This window comes from Enterobacter cloacae complex sp. SHL012 (assembly GCF_049237505.1).
Classification (GTDB): domain Bacteria; phylum Pseudomonadota; class Gammaproteobacteria; order Enterobacterales; family Enterobacteriaceae; genus Enterobacter; species Enterobacter kobei.
Genome location: NZ_JBMKIZ010000003.1, coordinates 528,030 through 544,529, shown reverse-complemented (window position 1 = coordinate 544,529; position 16,500 = coordinate 528,030). Strand labels below are relative to the sequence as shown.

The window sequence follows — 16,500 nt, the reverse complement described above, 5'->3', positions numbered from 1 at the left end:
AGGCCCGGTAAGCGTAAGCGCCACCGGGCAATAATTTACGCAGCGATCTTAGGATCCGGACCAAAGCGGTTTTCGCCCGGCGTACCGGACTGGCAGTTGAAGATCAAAATCACAATCCATCCCACGATCGGGATCAGCAGCAGCAACAGCCACCACGCCGAACGATCGGTATCGTGGAGGCGTCGAAACTGCACGGCCCAGGAAGGCAACAGAATAAATAAGCCGTAAATTGAGGTGAGAACGCCTTCCCCGCTCGCCCACTCCCAGCCCAGAATTTTATCCACGATGCTTAGCACCAGCGCGAAGATGAAGTTCACCAGAATGAACATCCAGTACTCTTTGCGGCGGGCGCGGCCACCAAATCCAATATAGTTGCGCAGTACGTTTAAATACCAGTCCATTTTTCCTTGCCTCAATAATCGGTCAATCACTTGTTTTTTAAGCGATCGAGATAAGGATAGATGGAGATTGTGAATTAAAAAAGGGCATCTGGTGATGCCCTTGATATTTATCCAAAACGCACGTCGCGACCGTGCGGCTCATCCAGATCCTGCCACGGGCCGATGGAGATAATGCCCGTCGGATTAATGGTCTTGTGGCTGCGGAAATAGTGGGTGCGGATATGGTCGAAGTCGACCGTTTCGGCAATGCCCGGCATCTGGTAGATGTCGCGCAGGAAACCATACAGGTTCAGATAGTCACTGATACGATGCTTGTCGCACTTAAAGTGAGTGACATAGACCGGATCAAAGCGCACCAGCGTGGTCCACAGACGAATATCGGCTTCCGTCAGGCGGTCGCCTGTCAGATAGCGATGCTGGCCGAGGATCTGCTCCAGACGCTCCAGCGATTCAAACACTTTCCCGACCGCGTCGTCATAGGCTTCCTGGCTGGTCGCAAACCCGGCTTTATAGACACCGTTGTTGACGTTGTCGTAGATCCAGCTGTTCAGCTCGTCAATTTTATCGCGCAGCTCAACCGGGTAGTAGTCCCCGGCGCGGGCGCCGTGTGCATCAAACGCGGTATTGAACATGCGGATGATTTCCGCAGATTCGTTGCTGACAATCGTCTGGTTTTTCTTGTCCCACAGTACCGGGACAGTAACGCGTCCGGTGTAGTGCGGATCGGCGCGCAAATAAAGCTGGTAGAGGAAATCGTGGTGGTAAAGATCGTCGCCGGTCGCGGCGGGGAAATCACTGTCAAACGTCCAGCCGTTTTCCAGCATCAGCGGGTTGACCACCGAAACCGGAATGAGGGATTCAAGGCCTTTAAGTTTGCGCACAATCAGCGTGCGGTGTGCCCACGGGCAGGCCAGAGAAACATAAAGATGATAACGATCTTTCTCGGCCGCGAAGCCGCCTTCACCGCTCGGGCCAGGTGCGCCATCGGCGGTCAGCCAGTTACGGAAGGCCGAAACAGAGCGCTTAAAGCGTCCTCCGGTGGATTTTGTGTCATACCAGACATCCTGCCAGACGCCGTCTACGAGTTGTCCCATTTTTTCTCCTCCGTCAGATAGCAAAAGCGAGGAGATGTCTCCTCGCTTTGTGTTTATTCAGTATAGCGTGCTTACCACTTCTTATTCAGAAGGCGGTCGATGCTGTATGCGCCCGGGCCAGTGACTGCCAGCAGCAGGAAGCCACCCGCGATGGTCAGGTTTTTCATGAACATCAGAGAGTTCACGCCTTCCGCAAAGTTGCTGTGGAAGATGAACGCTGTCAGCACGGTGAAGCCCGCGGTAAACAGCGCGGTGGTACGGGTCAGGAAACCGAACAGAACCGCCAGGCCGCCGCCGAACTCAAGCAGAATGGTCAGAGGCAGCAGGAACCCCGGCACGCCCATGGCTTCCATGTACTGCTGGGTACCCGCATAACCGGTGATTTTTCCCCAACCCGCTACGATAAACAGGATTGGCATCAGAATACGCGCTACCAGTACACCAACATCTTCTAATTTTTTCATTTTACTCTCCAGGAAACCACATCAGCGGCTGAACTTTATTTGTGTGCAATTCCGGGTAGATACCGCGGATTTGCTGTCGATGGAGAGGATAATAAACGGGGCGGGTGACAATTGTTAGCAAGGAAAACTGTCAATCTTCTTCAAAGATATTGAGTAAAAACAGGTGCGCGCTGGTGCCCTCACCCCAACCCTCTCCCACGGGGAGAGGGCGCAAAAACAAAAACGGTAACCTGAGTTACCGTTTTGCTTTTACCTCGAAGCCGCCACCCGGCGAGAAGGCTACCTCAGCTGCTGCTGACGCAACGTCGCTTTCACCAGACGCCAGGCGCTCCAGGCACCAAAACCGCGGCGTGCCCAGCGGATGAGCATATTTGGATGACGAACCGTCCAGATAGCCATTACGCTACTGCCGACCAGCGCCCATGAACGCAGGCTCAGAAAGGTATTCCAGCCACGGTCAAACCGCCGCGTCGCGTCAATCCAGTCGCGACGGCTGGCAGAAAGATCCAGCCGTTGCTGCTGGATCTGACTCAACAGGTAGGCTTTGCGCTTCTGACGTTCGGCTTTGTCGCTCACGGCTTGTCATCCTCCAGCAGGGCGCGATCGTTAGCCAGCTCCTGACGTGTATGGCGCAGGAAAGTCGACTTGCGTGCTTTGCGCAGCGTCCAGATGCCGCCAATCAACGCGGCGACCAGCAAAACGACGGTGGTGGCAATCATCGCGTTGAGTCGATACTGCGGATCAATGGCCCAGATGATTAACACCATCAGGCTCATCAGACCAAACGCGGCGAAGAGCATGGTCAGGCCGAGCATCAGCAGCATCTGGAAGAGATTTGCTTTCTCCTCTTCCAGCTCGACCACTGCCAGCCGGACGCGCGTTTCGGCAATCCCGACCAGCGTGGTTAAAATACGCTGGCCGATGCCGAGGACGTTGTTAGCAGGCCCTTGTGCGTGACGAGGATCTTCCATATCAACGACGCGTCAGAAGAACACCCAGTACCACACCGACGGCGGCACCAATACCTACCCCCGTCCATGGATTATCGCGCACATATTCGTCCGCGCGAGCCGCCGCTTCACGGGTCTGTTTTGCCAGTGCATCACCGGTTTCACCCAGGCGGTAGCGGCTCTCTTTCAGCGCCTGCTCCGCTTTGCTACGCAGCTTGCTCACTTCTTCTTTCGACTTGTCGGCGGAAGAGTTCAACACCTCCTCAAGGGTATCGGCCAGGGATTTCAGTTCAGCGCGCAGATGTTCAGACGTCGTATCTTTTGACATGATTCTCTCCTGTTGAGATTTCCGTTAACTCAATAATCGCGAGCTTCCAGCGCTTTCAGGTCGTCCTGCGCTTCTTTCAACTTCTTCTCGCGCTTAGCAATTTTTTCCGCATCCCCTTTCTCTTTCGCTTCCTGCAGGTCTTGACGGCGCTCGGCTATCTCGTCCTTCTGTTCAGCGATTTTTTTCTGATGATCGGCACGTAGCTTGCTGTCTGTACAGTTTGCTTTCACTTCGCTCAGCGCTTTTTTAAGACCATCAACACGGTGCTGATTGTTATGCTTTTCGGCATAACCGATCTCACGCTGAATATCCTGTTCTTTCTCCTGACAGAGAGAGTTGGCGAAGGTCGCTGTGCTTAAAGAAAAAAGGGCCAGAGCCAGAGTCATGCGGAATTTCATTATCGAAACCTTCCATTGTGTTGCGGCGTAAGCCGCTTTCCAGAATGATGCGGAGTACATTCGAGGGGTGCTCCGCGTACTTAAGCATAGTAAGTAAACGGGGGATTCACCAAAGTGAGTGAAAAGATTCGGAATCCTGGTAATTATCCAAACCGATGCGACGTATCGCGAATCAATGACAGCCACGCCGCTGGCTGGTTGTCATCTTCCTGCTGGGCAATGATATACCCACGCGGCAGCGTACGGTCAAGAACCGCTTTCGCCGCGGCGCTTTGCGTGCGGGAGTCAAATTTGATCAGTAGCACATCGTCTTTCGGCGTAATGCTTTTAAAGCGGATCCCGTTCGCGTCCAGATGATGCCAGACAGAGAAACCGTCGGGCACGCTTGCGCCCTGATTAACCGGACGAATGGCCAGCGTAGATTCCTCATGTGAAAGCGCGCTCCAGGCCAGCAGAAGGGCGCAGAGGAACATCAGTACAATGAATGCACAGGCAGAACGGCGCAGGGCGAGGGGAGAGATAACCATCGTTAACCTCGCGCTCCGTACTTTTTCTTCCACAGAACGACCAGCGAGCCAATCAGGCCGAAGACCAGCAGAACCACTGGAAGCAGCATCAGACAGGACATCAGCTGATCTTCGTATTTCATGAAGACCGGCGTTTTACCCAGCGCATAGCCCAGCGTCGTCAGGATCAGCACCCACAGCAGGCCGCTCATCCAGTTAAAGAACTGGAAGCGCGTGCTGCTCAACCCGGACAGCCCGGCAATGGTGGGCAGCAGGGTGCGCACAAAGGCAATAAAGCGGCCCATCAGCAGTGCGGAAAGCCCGTGCTTATGGAAAAGGTGATGCGCCCGCTGGTGGTAATGCGCCGGCAGATGAGAAAGCCAGTTCTGTACGATCCGGGTATTGCCCAGCCATCTTCCCTGGATATAACTCACCCAGCAGCCGAGGCTGGCCGCGATGGTCAGTAATAAAACGGTTTGCGGGAATGCCATTGCCCCTTTGGCACACAGCACACCGACAAGCACCAGCAAACTGTCACCCGGTAAGAAGGCCGCAGGCAGCAAACCATTCTCCAGGAACAGGATCATAAATAAGACAAAATAGAGCATGCCAATCATGGAAGGGTTGGCCAGCGTTTCAAAATCCTGCGCCCAGAGGGCTTGCAGTAGTTGAGTCAAAAGTTCCATTCAGTGTTCCTGGAAATCGGTTAACGTCACGCCTGTTAGCCGGGACAAACAGCACGGCGACATTGTTGTGATTTCATTATGGTCGCTCGCGGACACATTGCGGTGTGGCCAACACTGTTCCCTGTTAATTGGCTGGTTAGCAAGCACTAACTTACAAAATAACGAAGTGAATCCAATTGTAACAAAGCCCAACGTTCTGCGTCACAGAATTTGCAGGGTGAGGTGATTTTGGCGTAAGCCCTGGAAGTGAGCGAGGGGATTTACAAAGGCTGACACTATATATGTTTTGCTTACCCACTTAAGCCGGAAGGCGCAGCGAAGCGCCTGCCAGCAGAAAGGTCATCTATTTTGCGGCACTGGGTGCCGTATCAAGATGAACCACTGGATTATCAGCAAAAAGATAGCGATCTGCGTTAAATTCGAAGTCGTCGCTGGTTTCATTGAACAGCATCTGCTTGGTGTTTTCCAGATGTTGCCACATCGCCAGTTTTGCCGCGTGAGGATCTTTACGAATCAGCGCTTTAAGGATTTGATCATGATCGTCACACCAGTTGTCGACGGTGCGGGAATCGATATGATCGTGCAGTTTTTTCCAGTAAGGGTTGTGAACGCGCTGAGTCCACATTTTCTCAACGATTGCCGCCAGCGCCGTATTCTGGGTTGCCAGCGCAACCTGGACGTGAAACTGCAGGTCCCACTCAGAATCCCGGAAACATTTTTCTTTGCGGGCGTTCTCCTGGATTTCCATTAACTTCATGATGTCCTGCTTGGTCACCTGCGTCGCGGCAAATTCGGCAATATTACTTTCGATTAACTGGCGAGCCTGGAGCAGCTCAAACGGACCATAGCTGGCGAATTCCAGACTTTCATCCGTTACCGGAGAGTGTTTAGGCTGATTGGAAATCACATGAATACCGGAGCCTTTGCGGACCTCAACATAGCCTTCCACTTCCAGCATGATAATGGCTTCACGCACGACGGTACGGCTCACGCTTTTTTCATCGGCAATGAAACGCTCGGCGGGGAGTTTATCACCGACAAGATAGACGCCTTGCTCGATGCGATCTTTCAGCTCCGCAGCAAGTTGTTGATATAAACGACGTGGTTCGGTGATGTCCATATGCGCTCCAGGCAGGGTACGGCAGATGATTTGTTATACCACTTCTGCGTGCCACTCTCCAGATTTTGACATGAAAAAAGCCGCTACGGAGCGGCCTTTAATGCCCGGCGGCGCTTCGCTTGCACGGGCCTACGGGTTTTGTAGGCCGGGTAAGGCGAAGCCGCCACCCGGCACAGCGATGCTAACTCTGCGTGGCCGGTTTCCCGAGCGTCTCTTTCTGCAGCTCCTCGGCGGATTTGTTTTTCAGTACCGTCCAGATCACTACCGCACCCATCAGGTCGAAGACGGCCAGCACGGCGAACAGCGGGCTAAAGCCGATGGTGTCTGCCAGGGCACCCACTACCAGCGCAAACAGCGTACTTGCAGTCCATGCCGCCATCCCGGTCAGGCCGTTAGCGGTGGCGACTTCGTTACGGCCGAAGACGTCAGACGAGAGCGTAATCAGCGCGCCGGAAAGTGACTGGTGAGCAAAACCGCCAACGCACAGCAGCGCGATAGCCACGTAAGGGCTGGTGAACAGGCCAATCATCCCCGGTCCAATCATCAGCAGCGCGCCCATGGTCACGACCATCTTACGGGAGACAATCAGGTTCACACCAAACCAGCGCTGGAACAGCGGAGGCAGGTAGCCACCCACGATACAGCCCAGATCGGCGAACAGCATCGGCATCCAGGCGAACATCGCGATCTCTTTCAGGTTAAAGCCGTAGACCTTAAACATGAACAGCGGGATCCACGCGTTGAACGTCCCCCAGGCAGGCTCAGCGAGGAAGCGCGGTAGGGCAATACCCCAGAACTGACGGGTGCCCAGGATCTGCCAGACGGACAGTTTCTTGCCGTTGTTGACCTGATGCTGCGCTTCCTGACCGCCAATAATGTATTCGCGTTCTTCTTCGGAGAGTTTTTTCTGGTCGCGCGGATGCTTGTAGAAAATCAGCCACGCCATTGCCCATGCGAAGCTCAGCACGCCTGAGATAATGAACGCCAGCTGCCAGCTGTGCATCACGATAGCCCACACCACCAGCGGCGGTGCAATCATCGCGCCAATCGACGACCCCACGTTGAAGTATCCGACAGCAATGGAACGCTCTTTCGCCGGGAACCATTCGGAGCTGGCTTTCAGCCCTGCCGGGATCATTGCCGCTTCGGCGGCACCTACTGCACCACGCGCCAGCGCGAGCCCGCCCCAGCTGCCTGCCAGCGCCGTTGCGCCACAGAAAATGGCCCAGGTGACGGCGAAGAAGGCATAGCCGATTTTGGTGCCTAAAATATCCAGAACATAGCCAGCAACCGGCTGCATAATGGTATAAGCCGCGGAGTAGGCCGCAATGATGTAGGAATATTGCTGGGTTGAAATGTGCAGCTCTTCCATTAGCGTAGGCGCCGCCGCCGCTATGGTGTTACGCGTCAGGTAGCCCAGCACGGTGCCCAGCGTCACCAGTGCGATCATATACCAACGTAACCCTTTAATTTTACGCATCTAAAACCTCATCGTTATGTTATTTCCGTGCCAGAGCACGGCAACCTCTCAACCGTTTCCGGGAGCAGCTGTGTAACGGGAGGGGCGTAGCCGGAAGGTGTTTCCGGAACGGCCCGAACTTTGCCATCAGTAAGCGTCTTTCAGTCGGTATCCGTACCGTTAAATCCGATGTTTCACACCGGCAATGCATTCCGTCGGCTTATGGTTTGCGACGGCGAAAAGATAACTTGTCATACAACTTTAAAAGGTGAGTGACATCACAAATGTATGATTATTTGTGTGGGCATTCTGCTTTGCGGATGAAGCCAGTACTGGCGCGGGGTGGAGAAGAGTTTACGTCATTCAGGGGGATTTATTTGTTGGCGTTTATTGATCTTACTCACGAAAAAAACGTCTGCCGATGGAAATTGGTGTGATAACTTTGCAGCATATGAACATACGCTTTCTGACGCTCCCGTAATGAGGATGACGATAATGACGCCGTTTATGACCGACGATTTTCTGCTAGATACCGAATTTGCTCGCCGTCTGTACCATGACTATGCCAAAGACCAGCCGATTTTCGACTACCACTGCCACTTGCCGCCGCAGCAGGTTGCCGAAAATTACCGTTTCAAAAACCTGTATGACATCTGGCTGAAGGGTGACCACTATAAATGGCGTGCGATGCGCACCAACGGTGTGGCTGAGCGCCTGTGTACCGGCGACGCCAGCGACCGCGAGAAGTTTGACGCCTGGGCCGCGACCGTTCCACACACCATCGGCAACCCGCTCTTTCACTGGACCCATCTGGAACTGCGCCGTCCGTTTGGCATCACCGGCAAACTGCTTTCACCTGCTACTGCGGATGAAATCTGGGACCAGTGCAACGAACTGCTGGCGCAGGATAACTTCTCCGCACGCGGCATCATGAAGCAGATGAACGTGAAGATGGTTGGAACTACCGACGATCCTGTCGATTCGCTGGAGCATCATGCGGCAGTTGCTAAAGACACTTCGTTTGATATCAAAGTGTTGCCAAGCTGGCGCCCGGACAAAGCTTTCAACATCGAACAGGCCACCTTCAACGATTACATGGCGAAGCTGGCCGAGGTGTCCGATACCGATATCCGCCGTTTCGCCGATCTGCAAACCGCGCTGACCAAACGTCTGGACCACTTTGCGGCACATGGCTGTAAAGTCTCTGACCATGCGCTGGACGTGGTGCTGTTTGCGGACGCCAGCGAAGCCGAGCTGGACAGCATTCTGGCGCGTCGTCTCTCGGGTGAAACGCTTAACGAGCACGACGTGGCGCAGTTTAAAACGGCGGTGCTGGTGTTCCTCGGTGCGGAATACGCCCGTCGCGGCTGGGTACAGCAGTACCACATCGGCGCGCTGCGCAACAACAACCAGCGTCAGTTCAAACTGCTCGGTGCTGACGTGGGCTTCGACTCCATCAACGATCGCCCACTGGCGGAAGAGTTATCTAAACTGCTGAGCAAACAGAACGAACAAAACCTGCTGCCCAAAACCATCCTGTACTGCCTGAACCCGCGCGATAACGAAGTGCTGGGCACCATGATTGGCAACTTCCAGGGCGAAGGGATGCCGGGCAAGATGCAGTTCGGTTCCGGCTGGTGGTTCAACGACCAGAAAGATGGCATGGAGCGTCAGATGACGCAGCTGGCACAGCTTGGCCTGCTGAGCCGCTTTGTCGGCATGCTGACTGACAGCCGCAGCTTCCTGTCCTATACGCGCCATGAATATTTCCGCCGCATTTTGTGCCAGATGATTGGCCGTTGGGTTCATGCAGGCGAAGCGCCAGCCGATATCCAGCTGCTGGGCGACATGGTGAAAAACATCTGCTTTAACAATGCGCGTGACTACTTCGCCATTGAACTGAACTAAGGCCGTCTGAGGTTGATATGCAATACATCAAAATCCATTCGCTGGATAACGTTGCCGTCGCGCTGGCAGATTTGACCGAAGGGACGGAAGTGACCTTCAACAACCAGTCGGTGACGTTACGCCAGGCCGTTGGGCGTGGACACAAGTTTGCCCTGATCCCCATTGCGAAAGGGGAGAACGTGGTGAAGTACGGCTTGCCCATCGGTCATGCACTGGCGGATATTGCGCCGGGTGAATATATTCATTCCCACAACACCCGCACAAATCTGAGCGATCTTGACGAGTACAGCTATCAACCTGATTTTCAGTCGGAAGAAGAGCAGGCGGCGGATCGGGACGTGCAGATCTACCGTCGTGCGAACGGTGAGGTGGGGATCCGCAACGAGCTGTGGATCCTTCCAACCGTCGGCTGCGTGAACGGCATTGCACGCCAGATCCAGATGCGTTTTCTGAAAGAAACTCACGATGCTGAAGGTACCGACGGCGTACATCTCTTCAGCCATACCTACGGCTGTTCGCAGCTCGGCGACGACCATATCAACACCCGCACCATGCTGCAAAACATGGTGCGCCACCCTAACGCGGGAGCGGTGCTGGTGATTGGCCTCGGCTGTGAAAACAACCAGGTCGATGCCTTCCGCGACACGCTGGGCGAATTTGACCCGGCGCGCGTTCATTTTATGGTGTGTCAGCACCAGGATGACGAAGTGGAGGCGGGCGTGGAACATCTGCACCAGCTGTACGAGGTGATGCGTCACGATAAACGCCAGCCGGGCAAGCTAAGCGAGCTGAAGTTTGGTCTGGAGTGCGGCGGGTCCGATGGCCTGTCCGGCATCACGGCGAACCCGATGCTGGGCCGCTTCTCGGATTACGTGATCGCTAACGGCGGCACAACGGTGCTGACCGAGGTGCCGGAAATGTTCGGCGCAGAGCGCATTCTGATGAGCCACTGCCGCGACGAAGAGACGTTTGAGAAGACCGTCACCATGGTGAACGACTTCAAACAGTACTTCATCGCCCATAATCAGCCGATTTATGAGAACCCGTCGCCGGGTAACAAAGCGGGCGGGATCACGACGCTTGAAGAGAAATCCCTCGGCTGTACCCAGAAAGCGGGGGCAAGCCAGGTCGTGGACGTCCTGCGTTACGGCGAGCGCCTGAAAACCCACGGTCTGAACCTGCTGAGCGCACCGGGTAACGATGCGGTCGCCACCAGCGCGCTGGCGGGGGCTGGCTGCCACATGGTGCTGTTCAGTACCGGTCGCGGCACGCCGTATGGTGGTTTTGTGCCGACGGTCAAAATCGCGACCAACAGCGAGCTGGCGGCGAAGAAAAAGCACTGGATTGATTTCGACGCAGGCCAGCTGATTCACGGCAAAGCGATGCCGCAGCTGCTGACGGAGTTTGTGGACGCCATCGTGGCGTTTGCCAGCGGCAGACAGACCTGCAATGAGAAGAACGATTTTCGCGAGCTGGCGATCTTTAAGAGTGGTGTGACGCTTTAGGTTGAGTGCGGGCTGGTGCCCTCACCCTGGCCCTCTCACGGGGAGAGGGTACAAACATTAAAAACGGCAACACATGTTGCCGTTTTGCATTTACCTTGTAGGCCCGGTAAGGCGTAGCCGCCACCGGGCTTTTCTTTTTAACTGCGCAGAGCGTTCTTCGCTAAACGCGCGTCTTCCGCCTGACAGGCCGCTGCGGTGAACAGCACATCGGTGGAGGAGTTCAGCGCCGTTTCGCAGGAGTCCTGCAATACGCCGATGATAAAGCCGACGGCCACAACCTGCATGGCGATCTCGTTCGGGATACCGAACATGTTACATGCCAGTGGGATCAGCAGCAGCGAGCCACCCGCCACGCCGGACGCGCCACAGGCACACAGAGAAGCCACCACGCTCAGCAGCAGCGCCGTTGGTAGATCGACCGGAACACCTAAGGTATGTACCGCTGCCAGGGTCAGCACGGTGATGGTGATTGCCGCGCCCGCCATGTTCACGGTCGCACCTAGCGGGATCGACACGGAATAGGTATCGCGGTCCAGATTCAGCTTCTCCGCCAGCGCCATGTTAACCGGGATATTTGCCGCAGAGCTGCGGGTGAAGAAGGCATACACACCGCTCTCACGCAGGCAGGTTAGCACCAGCGGATACGGGTTGCGGCGGATCTGCCAGAACACCAGCAGCGGGTTGATCACCAGCGCCACCAGCAGCATACAGCCGACCAGAACAACCAGCAGCTGCGCGTAGCCCCACAGCGCGTCGAAACCGGTGGTGGCCAGCGTGGAGGAGACCAGCCCGAAAATACCGATTGGCGCAAAACGAATCACCAGTTTCACCATAAAGGTGACGGCATTCGATAAATCGTTGACCAGATTTTTCGTGGTCTCGTTGCCGTGACGCAGCGCGAAGCCCAGACCAATCGCCCAGACCAGGATGCCGATGTAGTTCGCGTTCATCAGCGCCGTGATGGGGTTGGATACCATGCTCATCAGCAGACCGCGCAGCACTTCCACAATGCCGGACGGCGGTGTGATGTCACCGGCCGCGCTGGTCAGGTGCAGCGTAGACGGGAACAGGAAGCTAAATACCACGGCCGTTAAGGCAGCGGAGAAGGTTCCCAGAAGATACAGGAACAGAATAGGGCGAATGTTGGTTTTTTGTCCGTGCTGGTGGTTGGCAATGGAGGCCATGACCAGCATCAGAACCAGAACCGGTGCGACGGCCTTCAGGGCGCCAACAAAGAGGGTGCCGAGAAGCCCGGTGGCTTCTGCAGCGGGTTTTGACACCATTGCCAGCAGAATGCCCAGTACCAACCCGACGAGAATTTGTTTAACGAGGCTGCCCTGCGCCAGGCGCGCGAACAGACCGCTTGATTGTGTGCTCATACGTTATTCCTGAGTGAAATTGCGTTCCATCCTGTATGTGCTCTAAGTCACATTTATGTCCGGATGTAAGTATTTGTTTGCCTGGTTGAGTATCAGGGAAAGCAGGGCAAGGCGGAAGAGTAAAATGCTGGATTTTACGTGTTGCGTCATGTTTTTTAACTATTGGTTAACGGAAGTGCCGGGTGGCGCTGAGCTTACCCGGCAAAACGCACTAAACCTGCTGCTTCTTATCGTGCTGGCGGTTAACCCAGGTATTGATAATCAGCGTCACGATCAGAATGCCGAACACCACGCCGAGCGAGATAGCGATCGGGATATGGTAGAAATCGACGATCAGCATCTTGATACCGATGAACACGAGGATCACCGACAGGCCATACTTCAGCATCGAGAAGCGCTCTGCGGCACCTGCCAGCAGGAAGTACATGGCGCGCAGGCCAAGGATCGCGAACAGGTTAGAGGTCAGGACGATGAACGGATCTGTCGTCACCGCAAAGATGGCCGGAATGCTGTCTACGGCGAAAATCACGTCGCTCAGCTCAACCAGAATCAGCACCAGCAGTAGCGGAGTCGCAAACAGCAGACCGTTCTTGCGCACGAAAAAGTGCTCACTCTCGATCTTATCCGTCATGCGCAGGTGGCTGCGGAACCACTTGACCAGCGGCTTTTCGCCAATACCGGTTTCATCTTCCTTCGCCAGCGCCATTTTGACCCCGGTGAACAGCAGGAACGCGCCGAAGACGTACAGCAGCCATTCGAACTGGGTAATCAGCCAGCTACCGGCGAAGATCATGATCGTACGCAGGATAATCGCGCCCAGCACGCCATAGACCAGCACACGGCGCTGAAGCGCCGCAGGCACGGCAAAGTAACTGAACAGCATCAGCCAGACGAAGACGTTATCGACCGCGAGGGCTTTTTCAATCAGATAGCCGGTGAGGAAGGCGAGCGCCTGAGGATCGGCCACCGCGCGGCCTTCGGTTGAGGCCAGGTACCACCAGAAGGCAGCACAGAAGAGCAGAGAGAGGGTGACCCATACCAGGGACCAGACGGCGGCCTGCTTTATGGACATGCCGTGCTCACCGCGACGCCCCTGCAAAAAGAGGTCGATCGCCAGCATGATGAGCACGACAACCGCGAATCCGCCCCACAACATTGGAGTGCCGACAGAATGCATACTATTTTCCTTACACATAAAAAACAAAAACGGCTATGGTCAGAAGACGATAGCCGTTAGCTTTTTATGCATAGACCTCGCCTTCCGGCAAGGTCTCACTTACAACCACGAAGGTTGCCCGGCGACCGGATGCGATTTTGCACGCATCGTAATGACGATCCACCGGCGAAGAAGTTACTCCCCTTTGCAGGTAACAAAATATGTCAGACCATCGGTTTCGTCAATGGTCTGCGCCTTTTCATTACACAGCTTTACGCGATAGCCTCTGCGCCCACGCCGTCTGCCGGGAACACCACGCCGGTCTGACGGCGGATCTCCGTTTGCAGCTTCGCCGTGGTGCGGCTCACCGCGAGGCCCGGGTGATTCACTTCGTTGTCTTCCACGAGACGGGCGAAGACCTCTGCCTCATAGAGCATAGTGTTAATATGCTGAGGCTGCGTCAGCTCCTGCGCTTTACCGCCGCGCGGCACAAAGCTCACTTTCTGACACTCGGAAATCTTCTCAATCACCAGCGACCCGGCTTCGCCCTGAATTTCGCTCGGCAGCACAGAATCACTGACTTTAGAGTGCTGCAGCGTGACGCTGAAATCGCCGTAATCCAGCACCACGACCCCGTGCGCATCCACACCGCTTTCCAGCAGGCTGGCCGTGGCCGTGACGCCGTGCGGCTCGCCCCACAGCGCGATTGCAGAGGCCAGGCAGTAAAAACCGATATCCATAATCGAGCCGTTAGAGAAGGCCGGGTTAAAGGTATTGGGGTTCTCGCCGTCCAGATAACGCTGATAGCGCGACGAGTACTGGCAATAGTTGATGAAGGCTTTACGCACTTTGCCTATTTTCGGCAGCGACTGCTGCAATAGCAGGAAATTCGGCAGGCTGGCCGTTTTGAACGCTTCGAACAGCACCACCTGGTTTTCGCGGGCAAGCGCGATGGCTGCTTCCACTTCCTGGATATTCGACGCCAGCGGCTTCTCGCAAATCACATGCTTTTTATGGCTGAGAAACAGCTTCGTTTGGGGGAAGTGCAGGGAATTCGGGCTGGCGATATACACCGCGTCTATGGCGTCGCTTTGCGCCATCTCGTCGAGAGAGGTGAAGAGATGCTCGACGAGGTAATCATTCGCAAAACTCTGCGCCTGCTCAAGGCTGCGGGAATAGACTGCGGTGAGTTTAAGTTTGCCGGTTTCGTGGGCGGCGTCGACGAACTGGCGCGTGATCCAGTTCGTTCCAATGACTGCGAAACGTATCATAAACGTTTACGTACTCCGTAGCGGGGAACCTTTAACCACTGTAGCACGTCATCATGACAATTCGCGTGCGTTACTGCGCATTACTCTTTAACGATAAATGCGTCAGCCACAGCCGGGTATCAAACTCCAGCTGGTGATACTGCGGCTCCATGTGGCAGCACAGGGAATAGAAGGCTTTGTCGTGCTCTTTCTCTTTCAGGTGCGCCAGCTCATGGACCACGATCATCCGCAGAAAGGCTTCCGGTGCGTTACGGAAAACCGTCGCCACGCGGATCTCGGCTTTGGCTTTCAGCTTGCCGCCCTGCACGCGGGAGATAGCGGTGTGCAGGCCGAGCGCGTTTTTCAGAACGTGGATTTTGTTGTCGTACATCACCTTGTTGATCGGCGGCGCGCTCTTCAGATACCGGCTTTTTAGATCCTGCGTATACCCCCAGAGGGCTTTATCGGTCGTGAAATCGTGCGTACCGGGGTAGCGTTTTTCCAGCACCGCGCCCAGCTTCTGCTCGGCAATCAGGCTGCGAACCTGAGAAAGTAAATGCTCCGGGTAGCCCTGGAGATAAGTAAGTTGGTTCATCAACGCCCCAAATCGACAATAAAACGGGTATACTCACGCACCCTTTTCAGGGATACGCCAAATTTTACCATTCAGGAGGGCCGATGAGCCACTTAGACAACGGTTTCCGTTCACTCAACCTTAAACGTTTCCCGGAAACGGACGACGTTAACCCGCTTCAGGCGTGGGAAGCGGCGGATGAGTATCTGCTGCAGCAGTTGGATGATACCGAAATCCTCGGGCCGGTTCTGATCCTGAATGATGCATTCGGCGCGCTGGGCTGCGCGCTGGCGGAGCACAAACCTTACAGCATCGGCGATTCTTACTTAAGCGAGCTGGCGACGCGTGAAAACCTGCGCCATAACGAAATCGACGAATCCAGCGTGAAGTTCCTCGACAGCACCGCGGAGTACCCGCATGCGCCGGGTGTGGTGCTGATTAAAGTGCCAAAAACCATGGCGCTGCTGGAGCAACAGCTGCGCGCGCTGCGAAAAGTCGTCACGCCAGAAACCCGTATTATCGCGGGCGCCAAGGCACGCGATATCCACACGTCGACGCTGGAGCTGTTCGAGAAAGTCCTCGGTCCAACCACCACTACGCTTGCCTGGAAAAAAGCGCGCCTGATCAACTGTACGTTTAGCGCACCGGAGCTGGCCGACGCGCCAGAGACGCTGAGCTGGAAGCTGGAAGGCACCGACTGGACCATCCACAACCATGCGAACGTCTTCTCCCGTACCGGCCTGGATATCGGCGCACGCTTCTTTATGGAACATCTGCCGGAAAATCTGGAAGGGGAGATCGTCGACCTGGGCTGCGGGAACGGTGTGATTGGCCTGACGCTGCTGGCGAAAAACCCGGACGCCAGCGTGGTGTTTAGCGACGAATCGCCAATGGCGGTGGCCTCCAGCCGTCTGAACGTGGAAACTAACCTGCCAGAGGCGCTGGATCGCTGCGAGTTTATGATCAACAACGCGCTCTCCGGCGTGGAGCCGTTCCGCTTCAACGCCGTGTTCTGTAACCCGCCGTTCCATCAGAAGCATGCTCTGACGGATAACGTCGCCTGGGAGATGTTCCACCACGCGCGCCGCTGTCTGAAAATCAACGGCGAGCTGTATATCGTGGCGAACCGCCACCTGGACTACTTCCACAAGCTGAAGAAAATTTTTGGCAACTGCGTCACCATCGCGACGAACAACAAGTTTGTGGTGCTGAAGGCGGTGAAGCTGGGGCGTCGTCGTTAAGGTTGTTTTGCCTGGCGGCGCTGCGCTTGCACAGGCCTACGGTTTTGTAGGCCCGGTAAGCGCAGCGCCACCGGGAAAGAA

18 protein-coding genes are annotated in these 16,500 nt (G+C 55.4%); 3 read left to right on the top strand and 15 right to left on the bottom strand.

All coding sequences use genetic code 11. From position 1 onward, the window contains the following. Positions 1 to 35: 35 nt before the first annotated feature. The 11 genes from ACOTY9_RS13755 to ACOTY9_RS13705 form a co-directional block, all read right to left on the bottom strand. Positions 36 to 401 (bottom strand): DUF805 domain-containing protein, encoded by a 366-nt coding sequence (locus tag ACOTY9_RS13755; protein WP_014885333.1) that lies wholly within the window; start codon positions 399 to 401, stop codon positions 36 to 38. A gap of 107 nt (positions 402 to 508) precedes the next feature. After that, positions 509 to 1,495 carry a glutathione S-transferase family protein gene (locus ACOTY9_RS13750; protein ID WP_014885332.1) on the bottom strand — a complete coding sequence of 329 codons (987 nt, stop codon included), beginning with the start codon at positions 1,493 to 1,495 and terminating at the stop codon, positions 509 to 511. A 71-nt stretch (positions 1,496 to 1,566) separates the two neighbouring features. Further along, positions 1,567 to 1,959: a DoxX family protein gene (locus tag ACOTY9_RS13745; protein ID WP_014885331.1), complete on the bottom strand. Its 393-nt coding sequence runs from the start codon at positions 1,957 to 1,959 to the stop codon at positions 1,567 to 1,569. Between the two features lie 279 nt (positions 1,960 to 2,238). After that, on the bottom strand, positions 2,239 to 2,535 hold the full coding sequence (locus ACOTY9_RS13740; protein ID WP_014885330.1) for a YqjK-like family protein: 297 nt from the start codon (positions 2,533 to 2,535) through the stop codon (positions 2,239 to 2,241). Further along, complete coding sequence (locus ACOTY9_RS13735) at positions 2,532 to 2,930, bottom strand: phage holin family protein (protein WP_014885329.1); 399 nt, start codon at positions 2,928 to 2,930, stop codon at positions 2,532 to 2,534. The genes ACOTY9_RS13740 and ACOTY9_RS13735 overlap by 4 nt, the downstream gene beginning before the upstream one ends. A gap of 1 nt (position 2,931) precedes the next feature. Then, on the bottom strand, positions 2,932 to 3,237 hold the full coding sequence (locus ACOTY9_RS13730) for a DUF883 family protein (RefSeq protein ID WP_008503141.1): 306 nt from the start codon (positions 3,235 to 3,237) through the stop codon (positions 2,932 to 2,934). 29 nt (positions 3,238 to 3,266) lie between these two features. Further along, the gene (locus tag ACOTY9_RS13725; RefSeq protein WP_014885328.1) at positions 3,267 to 3,635 is read right to left on the bottom strand and encodes a DUF1090 domain-containing protein; all 369 of its coding nucleotides are present in this window, start codon (positions 3,633 to 3,635) and stop codon (positions 3,267 to 3,269) included. A gap of 143 nt (positions 3,636 to 3,778) precedes the next feature. Continuing rightward, positions 3,779 to 4,162: an EnvZ/OmpR regulon moderator MzrA gene (mzrA, locus tag ACOTY9_RS13720; protein ID WP_014885327.1), complete on the bottom strand. Its 384-nt coding sequence runs from the start codon at positions 4,160 to 4,162 to the stop codon at positions 3,779 to 3,781. Positions 4,163 to 4,164: 2 nt separating this feature from the next. Next, a complete protein-coding gene (gene yqjA / locus ACOTY9_RS13715) occupies positions 4,165 to 4,827 on the bottom strand; it encodes a DedA family general envelope maintenance protein YqjA (RefSeq protein ID WP_014885326.1) in 663 nt (220 codons plus the stop codon). Between the two features lie 343 nt (positions 4,828 to 5,170). Beyond that, a complete protein-coding gene (gene exuR / locus ACOTY9_RS13710; RefSeq protein ID WP_014885325.1) occupies positions 5,171 to 5,947 on the bottom strand; it encodes a transcriptional regulator ExuR in 777 nt (258 codons plus the stop codon). 181 nt (positions 5,948 to 6,128) lie between these two features. After that, positions 6,129 to 7,427 (bottom strand): MFS transporter, encoded by a 1,299-nt coding sequence (locus tag ACOTY9_RS13705; protein WP_023331362.1) that lies wholly within the window; start codon positions 7,425 to 7,427, stop codon positions 6,129 to 6,131. 474 nt (positions 7,428 to 7,901) lie between these two features. Between ACOTY9_RS13705 and uxaC the strand changes: the two genes are divergently transcribed. Next, positions 7,902 to 9,314: a glucuronate isomerase gene (gene uxaC, locus ACOTY9_RS13700; protein ID WP_348565932.1), complete on the top strand. Its 1,413-nt coding sequence runs from the start codon at positions 7,902 to 7,904 to the stop codon at positions 9,312 to 9,314. Positions 9,315 to 9,331: 17 nt separating this feature from the next. After that, positions 9,332 to 10,819 carry an altronate dehydratase family protein gene (locus tag ACOTY9_RS13695; RefSeq protein WP_348565931.1) on the top strand — a complete coding sequence of 496 codons (1,488 nt, stop codon included), beginning with the start codon at positions 9,332 to 9,334 and terminating at the stop codon, positions 10,817 to 10,819. A 137-nt stretch (positions 10,820 to 10,956) separates the two neighbouring features. Here the strand turns inward: ACOTY9_RS13695 and sstT are convergent, their stop codons facing one another. The 4 genes from sstT to ACOTY9_RS13675 form a co-directional block, all read right to left on the bottom strand. Next, a complete protein-coding gene (gene sstT / locus ACOTY9_RS13690) occupies positions 10,957 to 12,198 on the bottom strand; it encodes a serine/threonine transporter SstT (RefSeq protein WP_096217849.1) in 1,242 nt (413 codons plus the stop codon). A 211-nt stretch (positions 12,199 to 12,409) separates the two neighbouring features. Beyond that, a complete protein-coding gene (locus tag ACOTY9_RS13685; RefSeq protein ID WP_096217850.1) occupies positions 12,410 to 13,375 on the bottom strand; it encodes a TerC family protein in 966 nt (321 codons plus the stop codon). A 251-nt stretch (positions 13,376 to 13,626) separates the two neighbouring features. Then, complete coding sequence (locus ACOTY9_RS13680; protein ID WP_014885319.1) at positions 13,627 to 14,625, bottom strand: Gfo/Idh/MocA family protein; 999 nt, start codon at positions 14,623 to 14,625, stop codon at positions 13,627 to 13,629. Positions 14,626 to 14,695: 70 nt separating this feature from the next. Then, positions 14,696 to 15,199 (bottom strand): YgjP-like metallopeptidase domain-containing protein, encoded by a 504-nt coding sequence (locus ACOTY9_RS13675; RefSeq protein WP_023331357.1) that lies wholly within the window; start codon positions 15,197 to 15,199, stop codon positions 14,696 to 14,698. 83 nt (positions 15,200 to 15,282) lie between these two features. On the opposite strand from ACOTY9_RS13675, the gene rlmG reads away from it, so the two are divergent. Then, entirely contained in the window at positions 15,283 to 16,419 is a 1,137-nt protein-coding gene (rlmG, locus tag ACOTY9_RS13670) for a 23S rRNA (guanine(1835)-N(2))-methyltransferase RlmG (RefSeq protein WP_248197345.1), read from the top strand. Positions 16,420 to 16,500 lie beyond the last annotated feature (81 nt).

Coding starts and splice junctions, on each gene's coding strand:
- ACOTY9_RS13745 (WP_014885331.1), bottom strand. CDS start 1,959: ATGAAAAAATTAGAAGATGTTGGTGTACTGGTAGCGCGTATTCTGATG.
- ACOTY9_RS13730 (WP_008503141.1), bottom strand. CDS start 3,237: ATGTCAAAAGATACGACGTCTGAACATCTGCGCGCTGAACTGAAATCC.
- mzrA (WP_014885327.1), bottom strand. CDS start 4,162: ATGGTTATCTCTCCCCTCGCCCTGCGCCGTTCTGCCTGTGCATTCATT.
- ACOTY9_RS13735 (WP_014885329.1), bottom strand. CDS start 2,930: ATGGAAGATCCTCGTCACGCACAAGGGCCTGCTAACAACGTCCTCGGC.
- rlmG (WP_248197345.1), top strand. CDS start 15,283: ATGAGCCACTTAGACAACGGTTTCCGTTCACTCAACCTTAAACGTTTC.
- uxaC (WP_348565932.1), top strand. CDS start 7,902: ATGACGCCGTTTATGACCGACGATTTTCTGCTAGATACCGAATTTGCT.
- yqjA (WP_014885326.1), bottom strand. CDS start 4,827: ATGGAACTTTTGACTCAACTACTGCAAGCCCTCTGGGCGCAGGATTTT.
- ACOTY9_RS13725 (WP_014885328.1), bottom strand. CDS start 3,635: ATGAAATTCCGCATGACTCTGGCTCTGGCCCTTTTTTCTTTAAGCACA.
- ACOTY9_RS13685 (WP_096217850.1), bottom strand. CDS start 13,375: ATGCATTCTGTCGGCACTCCAATGTTGTGGGGCGGATTCGCGGTTGTC.
- ACOTY9_RS13750 (WP_014885332.1), bottom strand. CDS start 1,495: ATGGGACAACTCGTAGACGGCGTCTGGCAGGATGTCTGGTATGACACA.
- ACOTY9_RS13675 (WP_023331357.1), bottom strand. CDS start 15,199: ATGAACCAACTTACTTATCTCCAGGGCTACCCGGAGCATTTACTTTCT.
- ACOTY9_RS13705 (WP_023331362.1), bottom strand. CDS start 7,427: ATGCGTAAAATTAAAGGGTTACGTTGGTATATGATCGCACTGGTGACG.
- sstT (WP_096217849.1), bottom strand. CDS start 12,198: ATGAGCACACAATCAAGCGGTCTGTTCGCGCGCCTGGCGCAGGGCAGC.
- exuR (WP_014885325.1), bottom strand. CDS start 5,947: ATGGACATCACCGAACCACGTCGTTTATATCAACAACTTGCTGCGGAG.
- ACOTY9_RS13755 (WP_014885333.1), bottom strand. CDS start 401: ATGGACTGGTATTTAAACGTACTGCGCAACTATATTGGATTTGGTGGC.
- ACOTY9_RS13695 (WP_348565931.1), top strand. CDS start 9,332: ATGCAATACATCAAAATCCATTCGCTGGATAACGTTGCCGTCGCGCTG.
- ACOTY9_RS13680 (WP_014885319.1), bottom strand. CDS start 14,625: ATGATACGTTTCGCAGTCATTGGAACGAACTGGATCACGCGCCAGTTC.